A 22,624-nucleotide genomic window follows, 5' to 3' on the forward strand; every position below is an offset into this window, starting at 1 on the left:
AGGGCGGTTTTTTCGCCTTACATCCAAATTTTCTAAAAAATAAGCCTTATATGTAGATATTACAGGGTTTATTGAAGCCCGAGCCTCGATGCGTTATGATCGGAGGGATTAATATTTTGGAGGTCTAAATGTTTTCAATTGGAGATTATGCAGTCTGCCCCGGACACGGTGTCGGCCAGATTTGCGACATTGAAGAAAGAGAAATGGGCGCTCAAACGAAGACTTTCTACATCATCAAAATCCTAGCTAATGGGATGACGGTTATGGTTCCAACTGACAGTGAAACGGGTATCCGTGGGCTGGTTGGAGACTCTGAGGTAGAAGAAGTTTACAAGCTTTTAAAAGACCATGACATTAAAGTTGATAATTCAACTTGGAATCGCAGATACAGAGAGTACTCAGCTAAAATTAAGACTGGTTCAGTTGTAGAAATCGCTGAAGTTCTGCGCCAACTTTTCCTTCTAAAAGAGAAAAAGGCCCTAAGTTTTGGGGAAAAGAAAATGTTAGATCAGTGCCGTGAGTTACTGGCACAGGAATTCTCGCTTTCAAACCAGAGCGATAAAAACTCTGTAAACGACAAAATTAATTCATATTTCCAATAGCGAAAAAGGCCCTTTTTGGGCCTTTTTTATGTTAGACTTTTAGGGTTACTAAAAAAGTCTAATTATTGGGAAGAAAATGGAAATTCTAGTTTTTAACAATCTCACTCGTTCTAAAGAAGTCTTTAAACCCATCGATTCAAACCAGGTTAAATTCTACAGTTGTGGACCGACAACTTATAACTTTCTTCACGTCGGAAATGCGCGTGCACTCGTTGTGGGAGACCTTTTTCATAGAACGATGAAGACTCTTGGTTACAATGTAAAATTCGTTCGTAACTATACAGACGTTGACGACAAAATTTTAGAAGCTGCTCGCCAACGTGGGATCCACCCGAAACAGCACGCCGATGAATTCATCCGCGAGTGTAATACAGATATGGAATGCCTGGGCATGCTTCCGGCAACAGTCACTCCGACAGTAAGTGAAACCATGCCAGAAATTATTCAGATGATTGAAGACCTGATTAAAAATGGCTACGCGTACACTGTTGCAAAAGATGGTGGACAGGAAGTTCTCTACAACGTTCCTAAGTTTAAAGACTACGGCAAGCTTTCAAAAGTTCATCTTGAGTCTCTTCAGCACGGAATCCGTGTTGAAACTGATGGACATAAAAAACACCCTTCTGATTTCGTTTTATGGAAACCGGCAAAACCTGAAGAGGGCTGGAGCTGGGATTCTCCATGGGGAAAGGGCAGACCAGGTTGGCACATTGAATGTTCGGCCATGGCAAAAAAGCATCTAGGAAAAACAATCGATCTTCACCACGGTGGAGTGGATTTATTATTTCCACATCACGAAAATGAAATCGCTCAATCGGAAGCAGCTAACGGATGCCCGTTCTGTAATAATTGGGCCCACAATGAATTTTTAAATTTTGGTTCAGAGAAAATGAGTAAGTCACTTGGTAACGTTGTGACGATCAGAAAATTCACTGAAACTTATTCGGGGGCAATCCTTCGCCACATTCTTCTTTCTGTTCACTACAGATCAAAACTAGAGTGGACGGAAGATTCAATCACGAGAGCGATTGGAGAAATTGAGCGCATCCATGAATTTGTGATTCACTTATTTGGTGAACATAAAAAAGGAACAACGCCGGCTTCTGAAGTTGAGAAAGTTAAAAAAGCTCATGAAGATATCAAGCGCGAAATGGCCAACGACTTTAACGTTCCAGGTGCAATGGGAGTGTTCTTTGGTTTAATCAAAGACTACAACCGCATGGCCAAAGACGGCTACAGCGATGACTACGCGTTTGAGTTAACAGAAGTTGTAAACTTTATGAAAGCAGCGACAGGACTTATCCACGATTACCCGGAAGAAATCCTAAGACAATTAAATATGGCAAGGAAAGCTCTTTCAGGTACAACTGGAGCTGGCGAAGCGGAAATCGAAGAACTTTTAGTTCAAAGAAAAGAAGCAAGAACAGCAAAAGACTGGACGAAGTCTGATGAAATCAGAAACCGCTTAAACGAGCTTGGTGTTGTGGTTAAAGACAACCCGGATGGAACTTACACATGGAGCTACAAGTAGTGAGTGCTGTTCTCCTTGTTCCGATGAATGAAGCGGAATATGTTATCTGGAGAGCAAAAAGCGAAACGAATTACCGCGACGAGATCGTGAAAAACGGAGCGACTCTCACGGAAGCTCAAAAAAAAGCGGATGAAGATTTTGCAAGGCTTTTGCCTGAAGGTCTGAAGTCCAAAGATCAGTACATTTTTTCAATTAAAGACCATAACGATTGGGTCGGGACACTTTGGCTTGGAGTCAAAGGCGCTCCCGACAATCGCAAAGGTTATATCTACGACATCGTTTTAAATGAAGAGACCAGAGGAAAAGGCATCGGTAAAAAAGCGATGATTCTTCTCGAAGACGAAGTCAGAAAACTTGGCCTTCGTCATATCGGTCTGCATGTTTTTGGTCACAACAAAGTGGCCCGCGCTCTTTATGAATCACTTGGATATGAAATCACCAATCTTAATATGGAAAAAACTCTATGAGTGAGCAAAAAAACGTCTTTACGGAAATGGACGGAAAATTCGAAGGCAATGAAGCGTTTCAAAAAGAGGGAATGGACTATTACAATCCTTCTGAATTTAAAAAACTTGTTCATGCCCGCCGTTCAGTAAGAAAATATACCAGCGAAAAAATCCCTGATCATGTTGTGCATGAATGCCTGGACATGGCACTTTTAGCACCAAACTCATCTAATCTTCAGCAATGGGAGTTCTACCGCATTACAACTCCGGCGATTAAAGAGCAGATTGCTTTTGCTTGTTTTTCTCAATCAGCTGCCAAAACGGCATCAGAGCTTATTGTCTGTGTTGCTCGTAGAGATACGTGGCGCGAGCACAGCAAACAAATGCTGGCCGAATTTAAAAAGCTTCCAGTGGAAACACCAAAGGTCGCTCTGACTTATTATGGAAAGCTTGTTCCTTTTGTTTACACTGTAGGATGGTTTAACGTTTTAACTCCCTTTAAATGGCTTTTGAATACGATTCTTGGCCTCTTTAAAGTTGTTCCGCGCGAACCTATCAGTTCATTTGGTTTAAAAGTCTGGGCCGCAAAATCAGTTGCTCTTGCCTGCGAAAACCTGATGCTTGCTTTTAGAGCTCACGGCTATGATACGTGCCCGATGGAAGGATTTGATTCAAAGAGAGTAAAGTCGATTTTAGGTCTTCCTTGTAAGGCCGACATTGTGATGATTATCAGTGCAGGAAAAAGAGATGAGGGTGGAGTGTATGGTCCACGTATGAGATTTCCGCGCGAGCAGTTTATTAAGACAGTTTAAGGGGCATTTATGAAATACTTATTACTTCTTTTAGTTTCTTTTAATGTGTTTGCCGCAGCACCTGAGCCAGCCTCCGATTTTTTAAGCCTGTGTAAAACAACTCTGCAGAACAACCCAAAGAGCCTTCCTCTTTGTGAGACGATTCATCAGAAGTTTTTTCTCGCTAATAAAACTCAGGACATCACGCCAATCACTCCTTCTCAAGTAGGTGCTCCAGCAGCTCCTATTGACGATAAAATCCAGTTTTTCATGTTCAATGACCCGAACTACCTTTCGGGGATCGCTTATTGTTATTTCGTCTATAGAAACTGGATTAGCCCAGCAGAAATTGGGCCGGATTCATTAGCGATGAGTGCTTCAGGATTTTCAATTTTAAATGAAGATGTGAAAGCGTACCAAAAATGGTTGAACACACAAACGGCCGGAAAAAACTGTAAAGCGCGCGTAGAAAAAGAAGCGGAAGTGACAGTTGCGGATTTAGAGCTTTCTTTAAAAGGAAGAGTGGCACTGATTGGTTTAAACCCATATGCTTCGATTCACACACCGGATGCGACTGCTGATAGTGTTATTAAAGATATGGCGCTCACAATTAATCATGAGCGAATTCACGCTTACCAGGTTGCTTGCCCAGAGTTTGAAAAGTGGTCGATTAAAGAGTGGGAGAAACTTCCAAGCGCGACAAAAAATGTCTATATTAAAAAATACCCAAGTTATACGTGGAGTATTCCTAAGATTGCAGGACGTGAGTACATTGGCTTCTTGTATGAAGGGATGCCGGAAAAAATCTCAGAGCACGTAAAGAACTGTAAAATTAAATAATCCAGTTAAGCTTTAAGGCCATGACAGTTGTTGTGGCCACAACGACCCATAGGATAAAACCTAGAAGAAGCGGCTTAATTCCTACGCGTTTAATTGAATCCAGGTTTAAATTAATCCCAATAAAAAAGAGAGTAAGGACTAAGAGTTGTTTAGCGACGCGAGAGACCTGATGCCCAACTTCAGAAAAAGCTGGGACCCATGTCACTAAAGCGGCCACTAAAATAAACCCAAAGATAAACCATGGCATTTTGATTTTACTTTTTGATTTCATAAAAAAAGCAAAGAGAAGACTGATAGGGATAATCCACAGCGCGCGCGCCAGTTTTACAGTTGTCGCTAGCTCCAGTGCTTCAGCTCCATATTGCATGGAAGCTCCCACAACTGAACTTGTATCGTGGATAGCAAGAGCACTCCAGATTCCAAACTGGTGCTGAGTTAACCCAAGGTAGTGACCGATGGGTGGAAAAATAAAAAGAGCACAGGCGTTTAAAATAAAGACCACACCTAAGGACACAGACATGTCTTCGTGTTCAGCTTTAATAATGGGCCCCGTCGCAGCAATGGCACTTCCTCCGCAAATCGCTGTTCCCACAGTGATGAGAGTTGAAAGAATGTTTGGTGTTTTGAGTAATCTTGAAAGACCGTAACCAACAAGAGCGGTAAGGGCAATTCCGGTAATGGTGTAACCCACACCTTGAGCGCCGACAACTCCGACGACTTTAAGATTCATTCCCGCTCCAAGACCCACGACGGAGTATTGAAGCAGAGTTGAAGTATGTTTTTTAGTGAAATCAGGAAATGGATTTCCTAAAGTGCTGGCCAGGATAATCCCGGCCAATAGGGCCAGAGCACTTGATGAATAAGGGCTCAAGGCAAAAAGAACAAGGGCAAAAAAAACAAAACGTGCGAGATTTGTTTTCATTACACAAAGTACTCTGTCGCGATTTCTCTTTCGTTATAACTTGAGGCCATCGTCTGTCCGTAAGCTCCGGCGTTATCAATAACCACTAGGTCTCCAGCAGATAGGGCCGGAAGTTTTCTTTTGCTTCCAAAGCAGTCTGATGTTTCACAAATAGGTCCCACGATATCTGTCTTAATTAATTTTTTAGACGCCTGGGCAGGAAGCACTTCGTGGTAGGCTTCATAAAGAGCAGGGCGGATCAAATCGTTCATTCCCGCATCGATAATCGTGAAGTGGTTGGAGTCTGAGACTTTTGTGCGCACAACGCGAGAGACGAGAACTCCCATTTTCCCAACGATGATTCTGCCTGGCTCGAAGACGACGCGCGGGCAGTGGTCAGTTTTTGAGTAGTAGTATTTTTCTAGGGCATCTGCCACTGTTTTCATGTAAGTGTCGATTGACGTCAGCTTTGATTTTTCTTCGGCCGTGTAATCGATTCCAAGTCCACCGCCTAAGTCTAAGAACTCAAGGGCCACATCAATACTTAGGGCAAGCTTTGAAATCTCTTCAATCGCTTTTACAGTCGCTTTCATTTCTGTGAGTTGGCTGCCAATATGGATACTTAGTCCCACTAGGGTTGTGTTCGTCCAGAACTCTCTTGCTTCAAGAGCTTCAACAATGTCTGCTTTTAACAGACCAAATTTGTGAGTTTTATTTCCCGTAGAAATATGTTTGTGAGTTTTAGCACTTACTTGCGGGTTAAGCCTGAAAGCTACGCGGGCGATACGTTTTTCCTTTTTAGCGATCTCATTGATAAGCTGTAACTCTTCAATGGATTCAACGTTAAAAGAGTAGATCCCTTTTTTCCCGCATTTAAGCGCAAATCGGATTTCTTCAGCAGTCTTAGCGACTCCAGAGAAAACGATTTTTTGTGGATCGATTCCAGCTTTAAGCGCTTTTTTAAGCTCTCCGACGGACACGACATCTGCACCGCTTCCCATTTTCTTTAACTGGGCCAGGACGTCTTTATTTGAATTGGCCTTTAATGCGTAACAAACCAATGGTGATGGTAGGTTATTTTTAACGGCCGCTTTGCTAAAGTGCTCGTAATAATGGCGCAGGGTTTTTTTACTGTATAAATAAAAAGGCGTGCGTTTTTTTGCGGCAATAGCGTCTAGGCGTTTTCCATCAAAATAGAGGTTATTATTTTTGTACTCTAGCGGACTTGGTAGTATATTTTTCATAAGAGTATTATAGAAGAAAACATCAATGAAGAAAGAAAATAATAAGGCCAAAAGTAAAGAAAGTAGTTCCGTTTTTAAGCTCGTCACTCCATGGCCGGCAGGTGGAGATCAACCTAGAGCTATTAAAGAGTTGGTGGAAGGTTTTCAGAAAGGTAAAACCAAACAAACTCTTTTAGGGGTAACCGGTTCTGGTAAGACATTTACCATGGCCAACGTTATTCAAGCCTTAGGGAAAAAGACACTGGTTTTAGCTCATAACAAAACGCTGGCAGCGCAGTTGTACGCAGAATTCAAAGAGTTCTTTCCTCACAATGCCGTTGAATATTTTGTTTCTTATTACGATTACTACCAACCGGAAGCTTACGTTGCCGGAACGGATACTTATATTGAAAAAGATTCGGCCGTTAACGATGAAATTGAAAAGCTTCGTCACTCGGCCACGAGAAGCTTAATTGAGAGGCAAGACGTTATTGTGGTGGCCTCGGTCTCGTGTATTTACGGTATCGGTTCTAAAGAAGAGTACTCGGCGATGAAGGCCCAGGTCTCTGTCGGCGAAGTTTTAGACCGCGACGACTTTTTAAAAACTCTGGTTTCAATTCAGTATGAAAGAAATGATATCGATTTTTCGCGCGGGTGTTTCCGCGTTCGCGGAGATGTGGTGGAAGTTTTTCCGGCCCACGAAGAAAGTAACGTAGTTCGTGTAGAATTTTTTGGCGACGAAGTTGAAACCATTGCAATGGTCGATCCACTTCGTGGAAAAGTCATTGAATCACTTAGAGGGGTTACTATCTTTCCAAAATCTCACTACGTTGTTAGTGAGGCGAAAATGAAGGACGCTCTGACCCATATTAAAGAGGAGCTTCGCGAGCGCATTCAAGAATTTACCGCTCAGGAAAAATTATTAGAGCGACAAAGAATTGAGCAGAGAACTCTTTATGACATCGAGATGATGGAAGAGCTGGGCTTTTGTTCGGGGATTGAAAATTACTCGCGCCACCTAACCGGAGCAAAAGCAGGAGATCCTCCTCCAACGCTCATTGATTATTTCGACAAAGACTTTTTAATGATCATTGATGAGTCCCATATCTCTGTTTCACAGGTGGGTGGGATGTATAGAGGGGACCGCGCTAGAAAAGAAAACCTGGTGAACTATGGTTTTCGTTTGCCGTCTGCGCTTGATAACCGTCCTTTAAAGTTCAATGAATTTGAAAGCAGACAAGACCTGGTTTTATATGTATCGGCAACCCCTGCTGATTATGAATTAGAAAAAACAAACGGAGAATATGTCGAGCAGATCATTAGACCTACAGGTCTACTAGATCCTGTTATCGAAGTCAGAAGTGCTGAAACGCAAGTCGATGACCTTCTTCAAGAAGTACGTGCGACGATTGCTAAAGGTAATCGAGTTCTCATTACAACTCTGACAAAAAAATTGGCGGAAGAGTTAACGAAATTTTACACTTCAAGTGGGATTAAAGTTCGTTACCTGCACTCCGATATCGACACTCTTGAGCGTATGGAAATTATCCGTGACTTACGTTTGGGTGAATTTGATGTTCTGGTCGGGATCAACCTTTTAAGAGAGGGTCTGGATATTCCGGAAGTTTCTCTGGTTGGGATTCTCGATGCGGACAAAGAAGGATTTTTAAGATCGGAGCGCTCACTGATTCAAACGATAGGTCGTGCGGCCAGAAATGCAGAAGGAAGAGTTATTCTTTACGCTTATAAGACCACAAAGAGCATGAACGTGGCGATCACAGAAACGCAAAGAAGAAGAATGATCCAGGAAGAATTCAATTTAAAGAATGGCATCACTCCTAAGACAATTAAGAAAAGTGTCAGCGGTGGTGTTATTGAAACTCTGCGCGGGACAAAAGGGTCAAAAGGACCGAAGAAAAAACAGACGGTGGAGCTTCTTACACCTGAGTCGATTGATAAGCGAATTGAGGAGCTTAAAAAGCTCATGAAAGAAGCTTCTCGCGACCTGCGTTTTGAGGATGCAGCAAAGATTCGCGATGAGATCAAATCCATCACTGATTTAAGGATTTTAGTCTAGTTTTTCTCCCTAAATGGTGCCTTTTGTGCTATAATTCTCAGGTGACAGTTAATCGTAATTCTTACTTTTTTTCTGCCGTCCTGAGAATCTTCTTAGCTCTTTTTATTCTTCAGGCGCCTCAACTTCAGGCAGAACTTTTACCAGAATCACCGGTAATGAAACGCTCCAAAGAGAGTGTGCTGCCTTTTATATTTGGACAACACTACACCTCAGAGTCTAAAAAGCGCGTCGTTTTCGATAGCGCTCTGTTTTTTCCGCCTGATTTTTCTTACTCACTTGTTTTTGGGCCTGTTGTGCGCCTGGAAATTCCTCTGATTGCTCACTATAAAAAATGCTTCACTAAAAGAATCAAAGCGCGTTCCCCGCCTGAATTAATTAACACATTTTTTGTTTAACACTGATAATGTTTAATTAGTGAGGATGTCCTATGGAAATGACCGCTATTGGTATAATTGCCACGATATGTTTTGCCTGTGCCCTGATTCAATCCCTGCGTGCAGGGAAGATTTTGGCGCTTTCAGATTATTATAAAACCACACGACCTTCATGGTCGCGCTTTCTACACTTTGCGGGAGAGCCTGAAATTGTCTTTGGGATCTGGGCCGCGATTTTCTTATTTGCCTTGATGGTGATGGATGGCTTTTCGGCCGGGCTTCACTGGATGGATGAACTCAATTTTTCCGAAGTTGCTTTTGTTTTTGTTATTATGATTCTTGCCTCATCAAAACCGGTGACGGATTTTGCGGAAATGATCATTAGTGGAATTTCTCGCGCACTTCCTCTGCCAGCGGGGATGAGAATCTTTGCAACGATTTTATTTATCGGGCCACTTTTAGGTTCACTCATTACTGAGCCGGCAGCGATGACAATTGCAGCGTTATTGTTAAAGCGCTCTGTGTTTAAGCCTCTTTCGGGAAGAATCACTGGAAGGTTATTCTACTCAACTCTTGCCGTTCTCTTTGTAAACATTTCAATCGGTGGGACACTTACTCATTTCGCCGCACCTCCTGTACTAATGGTGGCGCGCGTGTGGAATTGGGATACACCTTACATGTTTATGAATTTCGGATGGAAAGCTGTTGTGGCCGCGGCGATTAATACGGCAATTGTCACAATGATGAATAAAGAAATCCTGACATCAATTAAAAAAGTCTCAGGTGTCGCGCACGCTCCAGCTAAAAGAGCTCCGGCCTGGATGATGATCGTGCATTTAGTTTTTATCACTCTATGTGTGATGTCAGTTCACCATCCGGCCTTTGTCTTAGGGCTTTTTATTTTCTTCCTGGGCTTTTATGGAATCACTAAAGAAGAGCAGTCTGAAGTTCGCATTGAAGAGAGTATGCTGGTAGGTTTTTTCCTCGGAGGATTAGTTATTCTCACGGCAAAACAAGGCTGGTGGTTAAAACCAATATTAAGTTCGATTGAAAACTTACAACTCTTTTTAGGAACGATGGCGCTGGCGCCAGTTACGGACAACGCTGCCATTACCTCACTGGCCTCTCAGGTGGCCAATTTAAGTGATTCATCTAAGTACTTAGTTGTTGCTGCTGCCGTTGCCGGTGGGGGGATGACAATTATTGCAAATGCACCTAACCCTGCAGGGTTTGCGCTTCTTCGTGCTTATTGCCCTGGAAAAAGTTTTAAACCGCTTGGACTTTTTAAAGCGGCCTTGATTCCAACATTTGTTGCGGGATTAGTTTTTTATCTGCTGTGATTTTTTAAAACTGCCCCACGACAGTGGGGCTTCTTATATCCTTTATCCGATATCACTGCTTTCAATCTTTGAACTTACTTCTAAAAAATGACCTTTCTTTTTAGATGGTTAAGTTTCATAAGCAAGTCTGCCTCTTGCTTATCCTTCCCCCATGAATCCAGGCTGCCCAAATTCAGGATGCAATTACTTTCAAAAAAACACCTTTTGTAAAAAAGATGGATATTATCTGCGCAAAGATGACTCCCGCCAAATCCAGCGCTACAAGTGCTCCGCTTGCTCTAAAAAATTCTCCCGCGCAACTGGCACCCTAGAGTTCGGACAAAAAAAGAGGCGCATCAACAAAACCATTTTTAAGATTCTCTCTTCCGGCGTCTCGATGCGACGATCGGCGATCATTCTCGGAGTTCATCGAACGACGATTGATAGAAAACTCGTCTATCTTGCGCAAAAATCCAGACAAATGCATGCTGATCTTCTTTTGAAAATTGGCACGCAAAAAGTCGAGCGTCTTCAATTCGATGATTTGATCACTACCGAGCACACTAAGCTTAAGCCTCTTTCCATTTCAGTCGCCGTCGATGCTCGCTCGCGAGTTATCTTGGGCGCTTTTGTCTCTCAAATTCCGGCATTTGGACACCTGGCCTCGCTTTCCAGACAAAAATATGGAAAAAGAAAAAGCTATCACAGAGAATCGATGATGAAGCTATTTGAAAAGATCACTCCGGTTGTTTCTCCTTATGCAGAAATAAAAAGTGATGAGCATCGCATTTATAAAGAAGTAGTTCGAGAGTTTTTTCCGAATGCAGATTACAAACAGTATAAGGGCGAGAAGGCGATGATCGCCGGGCTCGGCGAGCTTAAGAAAAATGGGCGCGACCCTTTATTTGCGATCAATCACACGTGTGCGATGTTGAGGGCAAATATTAATCGCTTGTTTAGAAGAACCTGGTGCACGACAAAGAAACCCAAAAGACTTGAGGACCATCTCGCCATCTATATTGCCTTCCATAATTCTGTTTTATTAAGTTAATCTAAAAAAAGACCAAATGAGAGCTGGAGTTAAGCTAAAAATGCGCCCCATTCTAGTGGGGCAGTTTATGATTTTTTTTGCGTAATAAGTTTAGAAGTCAGTTTGGAAATTCTCACTCGGCAGTCAACACTGTTTGCGTGGTCGAGAAGGATTTCCTGCAGTTCTTCACCAAAACCTAATTGAAAGGCAAAGTCATCGGCCTCAATTTGCGCCTGGAGAGTTTCCACTTTATTTTCTGTGTGCTGATAATAGATATGTCCCAATTCATGAGCGAGAATCGCCACCCCATGCATGGAGCTTGCAGATCTTAAAATCTGCATCAGCTCTGGAAAAACTAAAATCAGGTGATGGTTTTGCGTTCTACCGATAGCACAGCTTAGGTGGGCCTGGCAGGGGATAAAGTAGGTCGGGTGTTTTTCAAAAAAGGCCAGGTGCTTATCCGAGAGGGCATTGACTAAAATGGCCATGCCTCGTCTGATCATGCGGTCTTCGGCAATCCAGCGGTGGTTACCGTCTGTTAAAAGGGCCTTAAAAAAGCTCTCTCTTCTGGTTTTTAGGTCTACTGATTTTGATTTTTTGAAGAAGTCCAACATAAGGGACTTATCGGAGAGTTTTCCGTTCTTGTTAAAAAAAGAAAACAAAGTGGAGTTAAATGCTCCGGTAGTCTTTTTCCCTCACTGGAGAAGTGCTAGAGATTTGCTAAAATATTGATATGAGGTTTTTCATGTTAAAAGGTATCCTGGCCTTATTTTTATGTCTGCAAGTTCACAGTGCTCTGGCCATTGAGTCGCTGGATGGTTTTTTAGTGAGTGCGTACGATGATCGTTTTCGAGTGATCTCTCCAGAGAAGTTTAAAAACTCAATGGAAGTGATTATTGAAAATAAAACACTGGTTCGCTTGATTGGAAAACTCACTATTAATAAACAAACTAATGCCAGTATGGTGTCGATTGATCCGGAAAAATATCAAAGAGCAGTGGTGAAATTAAAAAAAGGGGACATTCTGCATTTTGTTCCTCTCTCTCCTGCATTTCAAGAAGTAGAATTAATTGTTGGAAACAAGACGTATGAAATTCCTCCAAAAAAATAATATTAAAAAAACTATTCTGGTGATTTCAGACTTGCACCTGGGGGCAGGCCTGATCGTTAATAAAAGAAAAAATTTTCTTGAAGATTTTCATTACGATAAAGAGCTCATTGAGTTTATCGAGTACCATGGAAGCATGCACTATCAGGAGCGCGAAGTTGAACTAATTATCAACGGTGATTTCCTCGATCTTTTAGCTGTTCCTTTTGTCCCTTATTTTGACGACGAGTTCTGGAGCGAGCAAGCGGCCCTGGATAAATTAAAAATGATCATCAGTGCCCACCCGGGTGTCTTTGATGCTTTAAGAAATTTCCTGACCTTTCCCAATAACCGTTTGGTTTACATTCTGGGCAACCACGATGCAGAACTTATTTTTGAGTCGCTAAGAGAATACCTAATTGACCAGTTTCCCAAAGAAGACCAAAGTAAATTTAAAATCCTGCTTAATGCAGATGAAGTCTATATTCCTGAAGAGGGAGTGGTTTTAAAACACGGGCACGAGTATGAACTGGCCCATCATTACGATGTTAAAAACAACATCGTCGCTGATGTGGAAGGAAAGAAGTATTTTATCCCACCTTGGGGTTCATACTACGTAACGAGAGTTATTAATAAGTTTAAAGAGGGCAGAGACTATATCAATGCCGTGCGCCCGATCAACAAGTTTATGATCAACGGGATCATTTACGATTCGCTTTATACTCTGCGCTTTGGTTTTGCCAATATCTTCTATTTTCTCATGGTAAGATTCGTGATGATCTTTAAGCAGAATAAGGGGATTTTTGAAGTCCTGGAGCATGTTAAAAAAGAGATCATCCTCTTTCAAAACTATGAGGCCTTAACTGAAGATTACGTGACAACTAATCCGGAGGTTCACGCTCTGATCGTGGGACACACTCACGATCCGATTTTCAGGGAATACGATGATGGGTCTATTTTTATTAACACCGGTACATGGACTAAAATGTACAACCTGGATTTCGGGAAAAATTTTTACGGCGCAAGACTGACATTTGCCAGAGTCGATGTGAAGGAAAAAGAAGAAGCGGAAGAAGGGAAGGTTATTGAGCGCTTTGATCACCTGGACATCAGCCTCAATGAATGGAGAGGTAAAAGTGACCTTCCATTCAAAGAGTTCCGATTTTAATGTGAATTAAGATTCAGTAGCATAACAAAGTTCCATGTACAGAGGGCCGTGGTTTGATTCAAAAGGAATCAAAACAACAGTCGTTCCCGACGGATACTTAATCGAGTGACCTTTACCTTCGATCATTGAAGGAATGGCCATATTTGAAGTGTAGCCCAGAGTTTTTAGGTCTCTCTTGGCATTCCCCATAATCATGTTAACAATCTCGCCGCCCAGGTCGTGAATGTCCGGGTGGTATGATGTATAAGTTTCACCCAGCATGGCACTACCGACTTTAAAATAAGTTTCATAAGGAAATGAGATGACCAGCATCGCTTTATACGGAGTGGTTTTTCCACCTTTTTCCAAATCACCAGAAAGACCAATGACTGCAGTGACGTCACCGCGCGATTCATTGTCTGATTTGATGGTAGGCTTTTTTGCCTCAAGAGTGCAGTGAACCATCGTTGAAAAGATGTTTTTGCAAGCATCAACAAATGGGCGAGAGAAGTCAATAAAGTTAGAATCGCCTGTCATATAGAAGTCTCCAATTATAGTCCTAAACTTTTCATTAATTCATCAATAGAGCCTTGAGAGAGATTGCCCTTCTTATCAATGGCCACCGACGATCTCTCGATATCTTTAAACTTGGCCGACAGCCATGTTAGACGAGTGACGAAGGCCTTAGTATTAAGATTGGCCATTGAACTGTCGTTGCCGACTTTCAATGCCGTAATCATCTTTCTTAGCAGGTGAAGAGTGTCGAATAAAATAGCAACAACCACTTCGATTAAAGGGATATCGTTAATCTGTGAAGATTTGTATCCGATAGTTTTCCCTAGCTCGCAAAAAGTCGCAATCTCAGAGGCGCCGATAGATTTCGCCGCTCCCATGATCCTGTCGATGACCTGCCCGAATTGCTCCAGCTGTGCAGTATTGGTAGGATCTCCTTCCAATATCTCCAGCGATTGCTCAAGCTGATCAAAGAGATCTTCGGCCTCTTTGCAAAAATCGATAATGATTTCCTTCATTGAAGGATCGTTTAACATCGACATATGTTACTTCTTTTTTATTATTTAAAAATCTTGTCAATTTTTTCTTTAAGAACCTGAGCAGAGAAAGGCTTAACAATGAAGTTACTTACCCCGGCCTTAACCGCGATAACGACGTTTCCTTGTTCTGCTTCCGCTGTAATCATCAGGAATGGAAGTTTTTCAAGACCTGGAGTCGCTCTTACTTTTTTTAGCAGGTCTAGTCCTGACATCTGAGGCATGTTCCAGTCTGAAACGATGAATTCGTAAGGAGCTCCTTCTTTAATGGCATTTTCCATCATCGGCCACGCAGTGGCACCGTCGTCTGCTTCAGTAATATTGGTAAAGCCAATTTGCCCGAGCATGTTCTTGATAATCTTTCTCATTGTAGACATGTCGTCGACAACTAGAATTTTAATGTCCGCTTTTAAAGCCATTTTCGATACTCCTCAAAATAAAAAAACTTACGCAGCTTTTTTTAACTCTGTATGATCTTCTTTTGTTTCAATTTTATCGGTATTAATCAGTGTAATTATAGACTGAAAAACCTTTTCTCCAAAATCAAATTCTAGTCCTTGCATATAAGATTTTGACTTCATCGCAATGAGGATGGCCTTCATTGATTGTTTTCCACCAGTAATTTTCCCGCTTGAGTACTCAAACAAATGCGATACCGCACCCACGATTTGTGAGAGTATTTCAATTTGTTCACCATACTTCATTGAAGGATATCCGCCTCCGGCCGCTCTTTCGTGGTGATCGAGAATGATTTTTTTACATCTCTCACTTATATCGATCTGGCTTTTCTTAATAAGATGGTGGCCTAAAATAGTATGCTTTTGAAAAAGTGTTCTTTCTTTCTCTGGGAGATTTAAGTACGGAGTTCTTGCAATCGTCAGAGGCGTTTGGGTTAGTCCAATATGGGCGAAGTAAGCTCCGCAGATGATATCAGCTAAGGCATCCTGATCAACGATATTGCAGTTTTTTGCCAGAAGGTAAGAGACAGCAACAATGCGGTTAGTGAAGTTGTCTTTTTCCAGGTGAGTCTTTGCCAAATGAACAGCTAGAGACACAGTAGGAGACATGGTCACACTAAAAGTGAGAATTTCCATGCGGGCATTTTCAATAATCGCTTCGAAATTATCTGTCTGGCAGGCAAGCTCAAATTCGGTCTGTAGAGAAAAAGCACCGCGCTTTTCTTCATACATCTCTTTGAGTTTGATATTCATTAAGCGCTCTTTTTCCAATGGATGAAGCTCTCTTTCTTTTAAGGAAGGAATTTCAGAGGCATTGGTTTCCTGAGCGGTTAAAAAAGTTTTCCTTTGGTTTTTTAGAATCGCCAGTTTCCCACCGCGCTCTAAAATATAGTCCAGGAAGTCGTTGTGCTCTTTAGTCAGCGGGCGATTTCCATTTAAAAACATTGAGAATTTTTTGTGAGCAGGGTTAAAGATATAAAGTTGAAAAGGAAAAGTTTTCTTTTCCTTTAAATGCTCTTTATCAATAATAAAAAAATCGTATTCGGTTTTCATTTTTTATCCTGCCTTTTTCTTTCCGAATAATCCGGAGAAGAAACTCAGCACATTTTTCTTTTCTTCTGTCTTAGGCGCTTCTTCTTCCTTCGTTGGATCTACTGCACGCACAGGTTGAACCTGGTAGCGCTGGATCGTATCTAAGAAGAGAGTACGGGCCATTTCTAAAACTACTAAAACAGCGTTTGCCGCTTTAGGGTCAATTCCCTCAGGGAAAAAGACCACGGCCAGTCCCATGCGGTCGAGTCCGTCAAAATAAGGGAAGGCCAGTTCCACGTATTTTGTTTTCAGTTCATTTTCGGCCCAGGTTGGAAGTTCAACATCTTCCCAGACTTCATTGTTCTGAATGATCTCCGGGCATCTCCAGGTATTCATCGATTTTTCCTGGAAGTGCTCAAAGAGGGCGGTGTCTTTTTTCTTTTCAAGCCACCATTCTTTTTTATCCGCAGGCATCTTATCGCCAGATACTTCTAAAAACGTGTTATAAGATTCACTAAATTTTTTGTCTGAAAGCTTATAAGTATAGAAAACAGGGTAGGCATGATAGTTTTCTAAAAGCTCCATGGCCAGCATCGCAAAAATCTGTTTAGCTTTTGTGTCTTTTTGATAAATGCTATTAATGATGGAGATAGAGAAGTCTAAACTTTTTGGGTCGATTTCAACGACTTTAAAAGAGCCTTCATCCTCATCATTTTTAAGTTTATTCTCACCGCTTGATCTGATAGCACCGCTATCAGCGACGTTTTCTCCCATCGCGATCATATCGAATTCTTCTTTAAGCTTTCTATAATCGATAGTCATTTCGCCCAGGTCGTTGCTCTCTTTTACCTGAGTCGCATTGTCGCCTTTTTTCCCTTTGCCAGGGATAAGGTCTAAAGTGGTGTTCTTATCTGTTAAGTTATCCCAGTTTTGGTCTTTTTTCTTGCTGGCCTCGCCACTTCTATAGAAAGTGTCGATTTTATCTACCTGACCTGTATGGGTCTGGTTCTTTGATTTTTCCAGATCGAGATTTGTATTCTCTCTAGTTTTGCCATTTTTTTCTTCTTCGCGCTTGGCCTCTGCTTCACGGCGCTCGCGGATACTTTCTAGCTTTTCAATAGGAGAGAGGCGAGAGCGCTCTTTTTCTTCTTCTTGTAGAAGATCACTCTTTTCTCTTTCTTTTCCTTCTAAAAGAGGAGCGAGCTTCGCGGCCTTTTGAACCATCTCCAGCTCTTCTTCAATTTCTTTAGCTTTAGCGGCTTCTTTTTCTTTTTTATTTTTTTCAAGATCAAGAGAGGTTTTCTCTTCTTTCTCTTTTTCTTCATTTTCTTTTTCTGATCTTTTCTTGGCAAAGAGATCCAATGACTCTTCCTCTTCAGGAGGGGCCAGGTCATCACCACTTGATTTTCCTTCCATGCGCGTGCGGATTTTTTCCACTGTACTGGCGTCGCCAATCATGTTGCCGTCGATTTTATCGACTTCACCTTCATGAGGATCGTGGTCATCTGCTTCTTCGTCGTTTTTGCGATTATCTCTTTTTGAATCGCCCGCTTCCAGCTCAAGATTAACCTGAGGTTCTTTTTCGCCTTTTTCAGAATTGTCGTAAACCTGCTCCTGAGTCGCAGTGATTTCCGGTTCTTCTTCCTCAATTTGAGAGATTTTCCCTTTCAGGTAACCGCCGAGGTCTTCAACCGCATTATCTTCGCGTTCTTTTTCTTTGGCCTCAGGCTCAATGTTTTTTCTCTTGTCACGGTTAAAGAGAGGGATGGTTTCTTCTTCAATATTTTCGCGCTGGTCTTTTTTCTTTTTGCTCTCAACCAGGTCGAGTTCAACCAGTTGAACTTTATCTTTTTTGATTTCCTCTTCTTCCGGATGATCGAAACGTTTTTGCTTCATTGAGCCTTCGTCGATAACGTCAGCGTAAGAGCTCTTGCGTTTCTTCTCCTCTTCCTCTTCAGGAAGAGCTACGGAAGATCTAGTTCTTTCTTCCTCTTCCTCAATGGGAAGAGTGTCGTTCTTTTTTTGTTTTCCGCGGTAGTACATGTCGATGCTGGTCTGTTCAGACTCAGCGGCCATATTTCCTACCTCATCTTCACTGTCGGTCGCAATATCTTTTTTGCGGTTTGATTTCCAGTGAGTGTCGAGGTTTTCTTCCTGTGGTTTTATTTTTCCTTTCAGGGGATTACTATAGTCAAAGGCATCGTCGTCTTGGACATCAGACTTTTTCTTTTTTCCCATGTCCATGTCGATAACGTTTTCTTCGACCTCGACTTTTTCTTTGATCTCTTTTTCCTGAAGATCTTCCTGAATCTTAGCCGCCACGTCCAGCGACTTAACCAGCTTGTCACCTTCGTCTTGAGGCTTAGCTGTTTTAATCGAGCGCAGAAGCAGTTTTACTTTGTACAGGAATGTCTTTGGGGGAGAGTTCTCCAGAATACTTTCCGTCAGACCAATCTTTGCGAGCTTTACCATGGTCTTGGCCGGAATTTCTTTAGGCGTAAAGAGAATCGTCTTGCAGTGGTTTTTTGCCAGAGTAAAGCGGTTATCTTGAAGGAAAGTTGCACATTTTTTAGCGTTGGAAGCAAGAATCAAACACTGACCAGTTGTCGCAATAAATTGCGAGAGCTCTTTGAGATCGTCAATGAGCGTGATCTCGATATTTTCGTCAGTAGAAATGCCCTCAAGAACCTCGTTAAGTTTCTTTAAGGCTTCTGACATTGGAGGAATAATTACAAGTTGCTTTTTATTGGCTTCCATACCTGAACTTTTCGTCTTTTTGCTATTAAGAGATAAGTAAAATCTGGCCTAATTTTGCATATTAAGTAGGGCGTATACCTGACTAAAATCCACCAGTGAAAAAAGTAAAATATTTTTGAAAAAGGGCTAAAGCTTCCTGAAGGCTAGCCGAAATGTTCATCAATCAAAGGCTGAGTCATGGTGACGACGCTTGAATACCACATTCAGTTGAACAGTATGTTCGTTGAAGTACAGGCCGCAAAGGCACTTCAAGACCAAGGAGGGACGACCGAAACTACAGGGAGGATCTCATGGGTTTACGTATTAACACGAACGTTACTTCACTTGCTGCTCAAAGAACATTGTCAGCAAACAACACTGAACAAGCTAACACGCTTGGGAAGTTGTCGTCAGGTTCAAGAATTGTTAAGTCTGCAGACGATGCTGCAGGATTAGCGATCTCTGAAAAATTAAAAGCACAAATTAGAGGTGTCAACCAAGCGGAAAGAAACGCTAACGACGGTATCTCTATGATTCAAACTGCAGAAGGTGGTCTGAATGAAACTTCGAACATCCTTGTTCGTCTTCGCGAACTAGCTGTTCAATCAGCTTCTGATACAGTAGGTGATACAGAAAGAAAATATACAGATCTTGAATATCAAAACCTAAAGCAAGAGATGGAAAGAATCTCTCAGGTTACTGAGTTCAACGGTAAGAAACTTCTTAACGGATCTGGAGATAAGTTTGACTTCCAAGTTGGTATTAACAACGACGATTTCCAAGATAGAATCAAGTACGATGCAGCTAAACAAAACGCTGGTCTAGACGCTCTTGGAGTTTCTGAACTAACGGTTAACTCAAAAGAATCTGCTCAGTCATCTCTTGCAAAAATCGATATGGCCATCCAAAACGTATCGGGACAAAGAGCTGAACTTGGTGCGATTCAAAACCGTCTAACTTCGACAATTAACAACCTTCAGACATCGTCTGAGAACTTATCTGCTGCTAACTCTCGTATCAGAGATACAGACTTCGCTGCAGAATCAGCTAAGAACACTAAGATGAACATCTTAACTTCAGCTGGTACTTCGGTTCTTTCTCAAGCGAACTCTCAAGGTCAAGCAGCACTAAAACTTTTAGGTTGATCCCAAGCAGGATTCCTAAGAATCATAAGAGGGCTCGCCAGTATGGCGGGCCTTTTTTTTTGTATTTCAACCTGTAAAAATTACAATTTCCCCCTGTGGCCCCATAAATTTACTATAATTCGCTCATCTTCAAAGGGTGAATTATGAAAACAAACATGATCCTGGCATTAATGGTAAGCTCTCTTATTTTCTCGTGCGGAAAAAAAGAGACTATTTCAGAACCTTCTTCAATGGGAATCGTTGATTCTCTTTCAACTAAGAAGGCCTTCGAGACTGTAAAACCAATCAATGAAGAGACATGTATTGATGAAGTTATGCAAAAAGACCTGGGCGAAAAAGAAGTTGTCAAAAAAGTCCTGGCCGATTCTGATATTAATTTTTGTAATGGCCTTCGCGTAAGAGTGAAGATTTTTAAAACATCTGGCGATGATATTCGCATTTATGGGTTTGCTCAAAGCTCAACTGGTAAACTTAGCTGTCTAAAAAATGCCAGAGATTTAACTAAAATTCCTTTTCTAGGATACCAAGGAACACTAACAGGAAATGGAATTAAAATTTCCCTTGGTGGTCACCAGTACACATCAGAAAGTAAACTTATCTCAAGTGATCGTTTAAAAGCAAAATACGTTAAATTTGACGTGGCCTCTTACTCTGGTGAGATAGGATTCTTTGAAAACGACAACCTAAAATGCTGGGCCATCCACTAGAATTCTAGCTTCTGCCCAGGATTTAGAGTCTTAAAGTTATTGAGCTTGTGTTTATCAAGGGCCATTTCTAGGTCTTTTTTGGGAGTATCAATCGCTTCATCAGTGAGTTGAAATGACCCAAAATGCATTCCTATAGAAAATTTCGACTGCAGATCAAGATGGGCGAGGACCGCATCTTCGGGATTCATGTGCATGTCTTTCATAAACCATCTCGGCTCATAAGCACCAATCGGTAAAAGGGAAACATCCGGCGCGCCTAATTTTTTATTGATCTCCAGAAAGTGAGGCCCATATCCAGTATCGCCGGCAAAGTATATTTTTTCTTTTTTGCCCTGGATGTAGTAGCTTCCCCATAGGGACTTCATGCGGTCAAAGGGAGTTCTACTCGACCAGTGTTGAGCTGGGGCCAGGGTGACTTTGACATCAGGGCCTACATCTTTAGTTTCCCACCAGTCAAACTCTTCGACATTTCTTGCTCCAAAAGATTTCATTTTCTCTTTATTGGCCAGTGGAACTAAAAAGAGAGGAGAGAATTTCTCATCCAGGTCTTGAATCGTTTTTGCATCCATGTGGTCATAGTGATTGTGAGAGATTAATACGACATCAATCTTTGGAAGTTGTTCAAAATCAATCCCCGGATCGTGCACACCTTTAGGGCCTATAAAACTAAAGGGTGAAGTGCGGTTGCTCCAGACCGGATCAGTAAGAATATTAAGTCCATCGAGCTGTATTAAAAACGAAGCATGAGTGACAAATGTGATAATCATTTTATCTGTGGATCTATCTACAGGAATGGCCTTGGGGAAATCCGTTTCAAGTTTTTGAGGCCAGCTCTCAGTTTTAAAGCTTAGCTTCCACTTGAGAAGGTCAAAAAAACCGCGCGGAGTGATTGGGACTTCATTTCTGAATGTATTGCCGTCGTAATGGTCAGTGATTTTATATTTTTCACTGGAACTGCAAGAGACGGCCGAATATAAACAAAGAGCAAGAACGAGAGTGTATCTTAATTTCATTCGAATACTTTTACCTTAATGGCCGCTGGACGGGCCTTCATACGCTCCATATAGCGCTCTAGTGGAGGATTTCCTTTAACCAGGTAATCATGAGCTCCCGGGATAACGGCAGCAAGCATGATATCGGCAGCAGAGAATCCGCTTTCTAGAATATAATCTTGTTTTTCAAGTACAGGGTTTAAGACTAGTTTGAAAAATTCAGACTGCTCTTTTACATATTTATAAGTCACTGCTGATTCTTCAGGAGTGTTCACGTGAGTAAACATCCGGGCAATAACTGCTTCCAGTGACCCTACCGAAAAAACCATCCACTTTGTGTATTCAGCGCGAAGTTTGACATCGTCCATTTTTGGAGCGAGTTTTCCGTAGCTGTAGCGGTCAGCTAAATAAAGACAGATCGCTGCAGATTCATGAAGAACGATGTCTCCATCGACAATCGTTGGCACTCGTCCCATTGGGTTGAGTTTGCGGTATTCAGGTGTGTTCATTTCCCCGTCTTTTTTCTTCAGGAAATGGTTTGTGTAGGGAACATTCATTTCCTCCAGAAGCCATCTGACTCTGTCACTTCTATCCTGGTAGGCCATAGCATATAGATCAATTGGTTTTGTCATATTTATCTCACTTGCAAATGTTCAGAACGTTTTTTCCGTCCTGGTTAAAGTTTACACTTACCATGCCACCAGGAAAGCTTTGCCCTTCAAGGTGAGGGTAGAGAAAATCTTTTTTGAATGTCAGCGTAAAGCCGCGGTTGATGTTGGCCGGGTTGGTGAAGACGATGTCTCCTAAAAGAGACACGTGGACTGCCTCATCAGTTGTGTAAACGCCTTTTAACCACTGATCATAAAGAGGCTTGAAGCTACAAAGCTCTTCACCTGAAGTCGATGTCTGGCAGCCAATAAGGGCCTGAGTCGTCGAGCGAAGAGAAAGAGAGCCATCCTGATTGAAGAAGAGAATCACTCTTAAATAGACATCGTAAGTGTTGTCGTATTTTTCATTAAGTGGAATTTTATAAAATCTCATCGCCGAGTAGAGCAAGTTTTGTGTTTCACAACTTCCCAGCTCTTTTGACTCAATAGTGGTTTTTAAGTCGGAAGCCATCGCTCCCGACATTGAAAA

Annotated in this window: 24 protein-coding genes; 13 read left to right on the forward strand and 11 right to left on the reverse strand. The window is 41.8% G+C overall.

What is annotated here, in order from left to right:
- Positions 1-128 precede the first annotated feature (128 nt).
- The 5 genes from C0V70_RS07970 to C0V70_RS07990 all read left to right on the forward strand — a co-directional run bounded on the left by C0V70_RS07970 (position 129) and on the right by C0V70_RS07990 (position 4,210).
- On the forward strand, positions 129-602 hold the full coding sequence (locus C0V70_RS07970; RefSeq protein WP_102243336.1) for a CarD family transcriptional regulator: 474 nt from the start codon (positions 129-131) through the stop codon (positions 600-602).
- 76 nt (positions 603-678) lie between these two features.
- Positions 679-2,133 (forward strand): cysteine--tRNA ligase, encoded by a 1,455-nt coding sequence (cysS, locus tag C0V70_RS07975; RefSeq protein WP_102243337.1) that lies wholly within the window; start codon positions 679-681, stop codon positions 2,131-2,133.
- A complete protein-coding gene (locus tag C0V70_RS07980) occupies positions 2,118-2,600 on the forward strand; it encodes a GNAT family N-acetyltransferase (protein ID WP_102243338.1) in 483 nt (160 codons plus the stop codon). Before cysS ends, C0V70_RS07980 begins: the two co-directional genes overlap by 16 nt.
- Complete coding sequence (locus tag C0V70_RS07985; protein WP_208107831.1) at positions 2,597-3,391, forward strand: nitroreductase family protein; 795 nt, start codon at positions 2,597-2,599, stop codon at positions 3,389-3,391. The genes C0V70_RS07980 and C0V70_RS07985 overlap by 4 nt, the downstream gene beginning before the upstream one ends.
- Positions 3,392-3,400: 9 nt before the next feature.
- On the forward strand, positions 3,401-4,210 hold the full coding sequence (locus tag C0V70_RS07990; RefSeq protein ID WP_102243339.1) for a hypothetical protein: 810 nt from the start codon (positions 3,401-3,403) through the stop codon (positions 4,208-4,210).
- Here C0V70_RS07990 and C0V70_RS07995 read toward each other — a convergent pair.
- Both C0V70_RS07995 and lysA read right to left on the reverse strand, forming a co-directional pair.
- Positions 4,203-5,132 carry a YeiH family protein gene (locus C0V70_RS07995; protein WP_102243340.1) on the reverse strand — a complete coding sequence of 310 codons (930 nt, stop codon included), beginning with the start codon at positions 5,130-5,132 and terminating at the stop codon, positions 4,203-4,205. The two genes, C0V70_RS07990 and C0V70_RS07995, sit on opposite strands and share 8 nt — an antisense overlap.
- A complete protein-coding gene (gene lysA, locus C0V70_RS08000) occupies positions 5,132-6,355 on the reverse strand; it encodes a diaminopimelate decarboxylase (RefSeq protein ID WP_133566794.1) in 1,224 nt (407 codons plus the stop codon). Before lysA ends, C0V70_RS07995 begins: the two co-directional genes overlap by 1 nt.
- A gap of 25 nt (positions 6,356-6,380) precedes the next feature.
- Between lysA and uvrB the strand changes: the two genes are divergently transcribed.
- From uvrB to C0V70_RS08020, 4 genes are all read left to right on the forward strand, one after another.
- A complete protein-coding gene (gene uvrB / locus C0V70_RS08005; RefSeq protein ID WP_102243342.1) occupies positions 6,381-8,411 on the forward strand; it encodes an excinuclease ABC subunit UvrB in 2,031 nt (676 codons plus the stop codon).
- Between the two features lie 41 nt (positions 8,412-8,452).
- The gene (locus C0V70_RS08010) at positions 8,453-8,806 is read left to right on the forward strand and encodes a hypothetical protein (RefSeq protein WP_133566793.1); all 354 of its coding nucleotides are present in this window, start codon (positions 8,453-8,455) and stop codon (positions 8,804-8,806) included.
- Between the two features lie 32 nt (positions 8,807-8,838).
- Positions 8,839-10,125: a putative Na+/H+ antiporter gene (locus C0V70_RS08015; RefSeq protein ID WP_102243344.1), complete on the forward strand. Its 1,287-nt coding sequence runs from the start codon at positions 8,839-8,841 to the stop codon at positions 10,123-10,125.
- 151 nt (positions 10,126-10,276) lie between these two features.
- Positions 10,277-11,155, forward strand: coding sequence for a hypothetical protein (locus tag C0V70_RS08020; protein ID WP_102243345.1), 879 nt, complete (start codon positions 10,277-10,279; stop codon positions 11,153-11,155).
- Between the two features lie 65 nt (positions 11,156-11,220).
- Here C0V70_RS08020 and C0V70_RS08025 read toward each other — a convergent pair whose 3' ends face one another.
- On the reverse strand, positions 11,221-11,748 hold the full coding sequence (locus C0V70_RS08025; RefSeq protein ID WP_102243346.1) for a M48 family metalloprotease: 528 nt from the start codon (positions 11,746-11,748) through the stop codon (positions 11,221-11,223).
- Positions 11,749-11,879: 131 nt separating this feature from the next.
- Here C0V70_RS08025 and C0V70_RS08030 point away from each other — a divergent pair, with 131 nt between their 5' ends.
- Together C0V70_RS08030 and C0V70_RS08035 are read left to right on the forward strand one after the other, a co-directional pair.
- The gene (locus C0V70_RS08030) at positions 11,880-12,245 is read left to right on the forward strand and encodes a hypothetical protein (RefSeq protein ID WP_102243347.1); all 366 of its coding nucleotides are present in this window, start codon (positions 11,880-11,882) and stop codon (positions 12,243-12,245) included.
- A complete protein-coding gene (locus C0V70_RS08035) occupies positions 12,223-13,389 on the forward strand; it encodes a metallophosphoesterase (protein WP_102243348.1) in 1,167 nt (388 codons plus the stop codon). Before C0V70_RS08030 ends, C0V70_RS08035 begins: the two co-directional genes overlap by 23 nt.
- Positions 13,390-13,395: 6 nt before the next feature.
- On the opposite strand, the gene C0V70_RS08040 is transcribed toward C0V70_RS08035, so the two are convergent.
- The 5 genes from C0V70_RS08040 to C0V70_RS08060 are packed head-to-tail and all read right to left on the reverse strand — an operon-like array spanning position 13,396 to position 18,664.
- A complete protein-coding gene (locus C0V70_RS08040) occupies positions 13,396-13,905 on the reverse strand; it encodes a chemotaxis protein CheX (protein ID WP_102243349.1) in 510 nt (169 codons plus the stop codon).
- 14 nt (positions 13,906-13,919) lie between these two features.
- Entirely contained in the window at positions 13,920-14,423 is a 504-nt protein-coding gene (locus C0V70_RS08045) for an Hpt domain-containing protein (protein WP_102243350.1), read from the reverse strand.
- A 17-nt stretch (positions 14,424-14,440) separates the two neighbouring features.
- A complete protein-coding gene (locus C0V70_RS08050; RefSeq protein ID WP_102243351.1) occupies positions 14,441-14,836 on the reverse strand; it encodes a response regulator in 396 nt (131 codons plus the stop codon).
- Positions 14,837-14,863: 27 nt separating this feature from the next.
- Complete coding sequence (locus C0V70_RS08055) at positions 14,864-15,928, reverse strand: HD-GYP domain-containing protein (protein ID WP_102243352.1); 1,065 nt, start codon at positions 15,926-15,928, stop codon at positions 14,864-14,866.
- 3 nt (positions 15,929-15,931) lie between these two features.
- Positions 15,932-18,664: a hypothetical protein gene (locus C0V70_RS08060; protein WP_102243353.1), complete on the reverse strand. Its 2,733-nt coding sequence runs from the start codon at positions 18,662-18,664 to the stop codon at positions 15,932-15,934.
- A 290-nt stretch (positions 18,665-18,954) separates the two neighbouring features.
- Between C0V70_RS08060 and C0V70_RS08065 the strand changes: the two genes are divergently transcribed.
- Both C0V70_RS08065 and C0V70_RS08070 read left to right on the forward strand, forming a co-directional pair.
- Positions 18,955-19,788 carry a flagellin N-terminal helical domain-containing protein gene (locus C0V70_RS08065; RefSeq protein ID WP_102243354.1) on the forward strand — a complete coding sequence of 278 codons (834 nt, stop codon included), beginning with the start codon at positions 18,955-18,957 and terminating at the stop codon, positions 19,786-19,788.
- Positions 19,789-19,931: 143 nt separating this feature from the next.
- Positions 19,932-20,495, forward strand: coding sequence for a hypothetical protein (locus tag C0V70_RS08070; protein WP_102243355.1), 564 nt, complete (start codon positions 19,932-19,934; stop codon positions 20,493-20,495).
- On the opposite strand, the gene C0V70_RS08075 is transcribed toward C0V70_RS08070, so the two are convergent.
- From C0V70_RS08075 to C0V70_RS08085, 3 genes are read right to left on the reverse strand one after another with little or no spacing between them, the layout of a single operon-like run.
- A complete protein-coding gene (locus C0V70_RS08075) occupies positions 20,492-21,508 on the reverse strand; it encodes an MBL fold metallo-hydrolase (protein ID WP_102243356.1) in 1,017 nt (338 codons plus the stop codon). The genes C0V70_RS08070 and C0V70_RS08075 overlap by 4 nt on opposite strands.
- Positions 21,505-22,119, reverse strand: a complete 615-nt coding sequence (locus tag C0V70_RS08080) for a glutathione S-transferase family protein (RefSeq protein ID WP_102243357.1) — start codon at positions 22,117-22,119, stop codon at positions 21,505-21,507. Before C0V70_RS08080 ends, C0V70_RS08075 begins: the two co-directional genes overlap by 4 nt.
- A 7-nt stretch (positions 22,120-22,126) precedes the next feature.
- Positions 22,127-22,618, reverse strand: coding sequence for a hypothetical protein (locus tag C0V70_RS08085; protein WP_133566729.1), 492 nt, complete (start codon positions 22,616-22,618; stop codon positions 22,127-22,129).
- Positions 22,619-22,624 lie beyond the last annotated feature (6 nt).

It is taken from the genome of Bacteriovorax stolpii, assembly GCF_002872415.1.
Lineage (GTDB): Bacteria > Bdellovibrionota > Bacteriovoracia > Bacteriovoracales > Bacteriovoracaceae > Bacteriovorax > Bacteriovorax stolpii.

Coding starts and splice junctions, on each gene's coding strand:
- C0V70_RS07970 (WP_102243336.1), top strand. CDS start 129: ATGTTTTCAATTGGAGATTATGCAGTCTGCCCCGGACACGGTGTCGGC.
- cysS (WP_102243337.1), top strand. CDS start 679: ATGGAAATTCTAGTTTTTAACAATCTCACTCGTTCTAAAGAAGTCTTT.
- C0V70_RS07980 (WP_102243338.1), top strand. CDS start 2,118: ATGGAGCTACAAGTAGTGAGTGCTGTTCTCCTTGTTCCGATGAATGAA.
- C0V70_RS07985 (WP_208107831.1), top strand. CDS start 2,597: ATGAGTGAGCAAAAAAACGTCTTTACGGAAATGGACGGAAAATTCGAA.
- C0V70_RS07990 (WP_102243339.1), top strand. CDS start 3,401: ATGAAATACTTATTACTTCTTTTAGTTTCTTTTAATGTGTTTGCCGCA.
- C0V70_RS07995 (WP_102243340.1), bottom strand. CDS start 5,132: ATGAAAACAAATCTCGCACGTTTTGTTTTTTTTGCCCTTGTTCTTTTT.
- lysA (WP_133566794.1), bottom strand. CDS start 6,355: ATGAAAAATATACTACCAAGTCCGCTAGAGTACAAAAATAATAACCTC.
- uvrB (WP_102243342.1), top strand. CDS start 6,381: ATGAAGAAAGAAAATAATAAGGCCAAAAGTAAAGAAAGTAGTTCCGTT.
- C0V70_RS08015 (WP_102243344.1), top strand. CDS start 8,839: ATGGAAATGACCGCTATTGGTATAATTGCCACGATATGTTTTGCCTGT.
- C0V70_RS08020 (WP_102243345.1), top strand. CDS start 10,277: ATGAATCCAGGCTGCCCAAATTCAGGATGCAATTACTTTCAAAAAAAC.
- C0V70_RS08025 (WP_102243346.1), bottom strand. CDS start 11,748: ATGTTGGACTTCTTCAAAAAATCAAAATCAGTAGACCTAAAAACCAGA.
- C0V70_RS08030 (WP_102243347.1), top strand. CDS start 11,880: ATGTTAAAAGGTATCCTGGCCTTATTTTTATGTCTGCAAGTTCACAGT.
- C0V70_RS08035 (WP_102243348.1), top strand. CDS start 12,223: ATGAAATTCCTCCAAAAAAATAATATTAAAAAAACTATTCTGGTGATT.
- C0V70_RS08040 (WP_102243349.1), bottom strand. CDS start 13,905: ATGACAGGCGATTCTAACTTTATTGACTTCTCTCGCCCATTTGTTGAT.
- C0V70_RS08045 (WP_102243350.1), bottom strand. CDS start 14,423: ATGTCGATGTTAAACGATCCTTCAATGAAGGAAATCATTATCGATTTT.
- C0V70_RS08050 (WP_102243351.1), bottom strand. CDS start 14,836: ATGGCTTTAAAAGCGGACATTAAAATTCTAGTTGTCGACGACATGTCT.
- C0V70_RS08055 (WP_102243352.1), bottom strand. CDS start 15,928: ATGAAAACCGAATACGATTTTTTTATTATTGATAAAGAGCATTTAAAG.
- C0V70_RS08060 (WP_102243353.1), bottom strand. CDS start 18,664: ATGGAAGCCAATAAAAAGCAACTTGTAATTATTCCTCCAATGTCAGAA.
- C0V70_RS08065 (WP_102243354.1), top strand. CDS start 18,955: ATGGGTTTACGTATTAACACGAACGTTACTTCACTTGCTGCTCAAAGA.
- C0V70_RS08070 (WP_102243355.1), top strand. CDS start 19,932: ATGAAAACAAACATGATCCTGGCATTAATGGTAAGCTCTCTTATTTTC.
- C0V70_RS08075 (WP_102243356.1), bottom strand. CDS start 21,508: ATGAAATTAAGATACACTCTCGTTCTTGCTCTTTGTTTATATTCGGCC.
- C0V70_RS08080 (WP_102243357.1), bottom strand. CDS start 22,119: ATGACAAAACCAATTGATCTATATGCTATGGCCTACCAGGATAGAAGT.
- C0V70_RS08085 (WP_133566729.1), bottom strand. CDS start 22,618: ATGTCGGGAGCGATGGCTTCCGACTTAAAAACCACTATTGAGTCAAAA.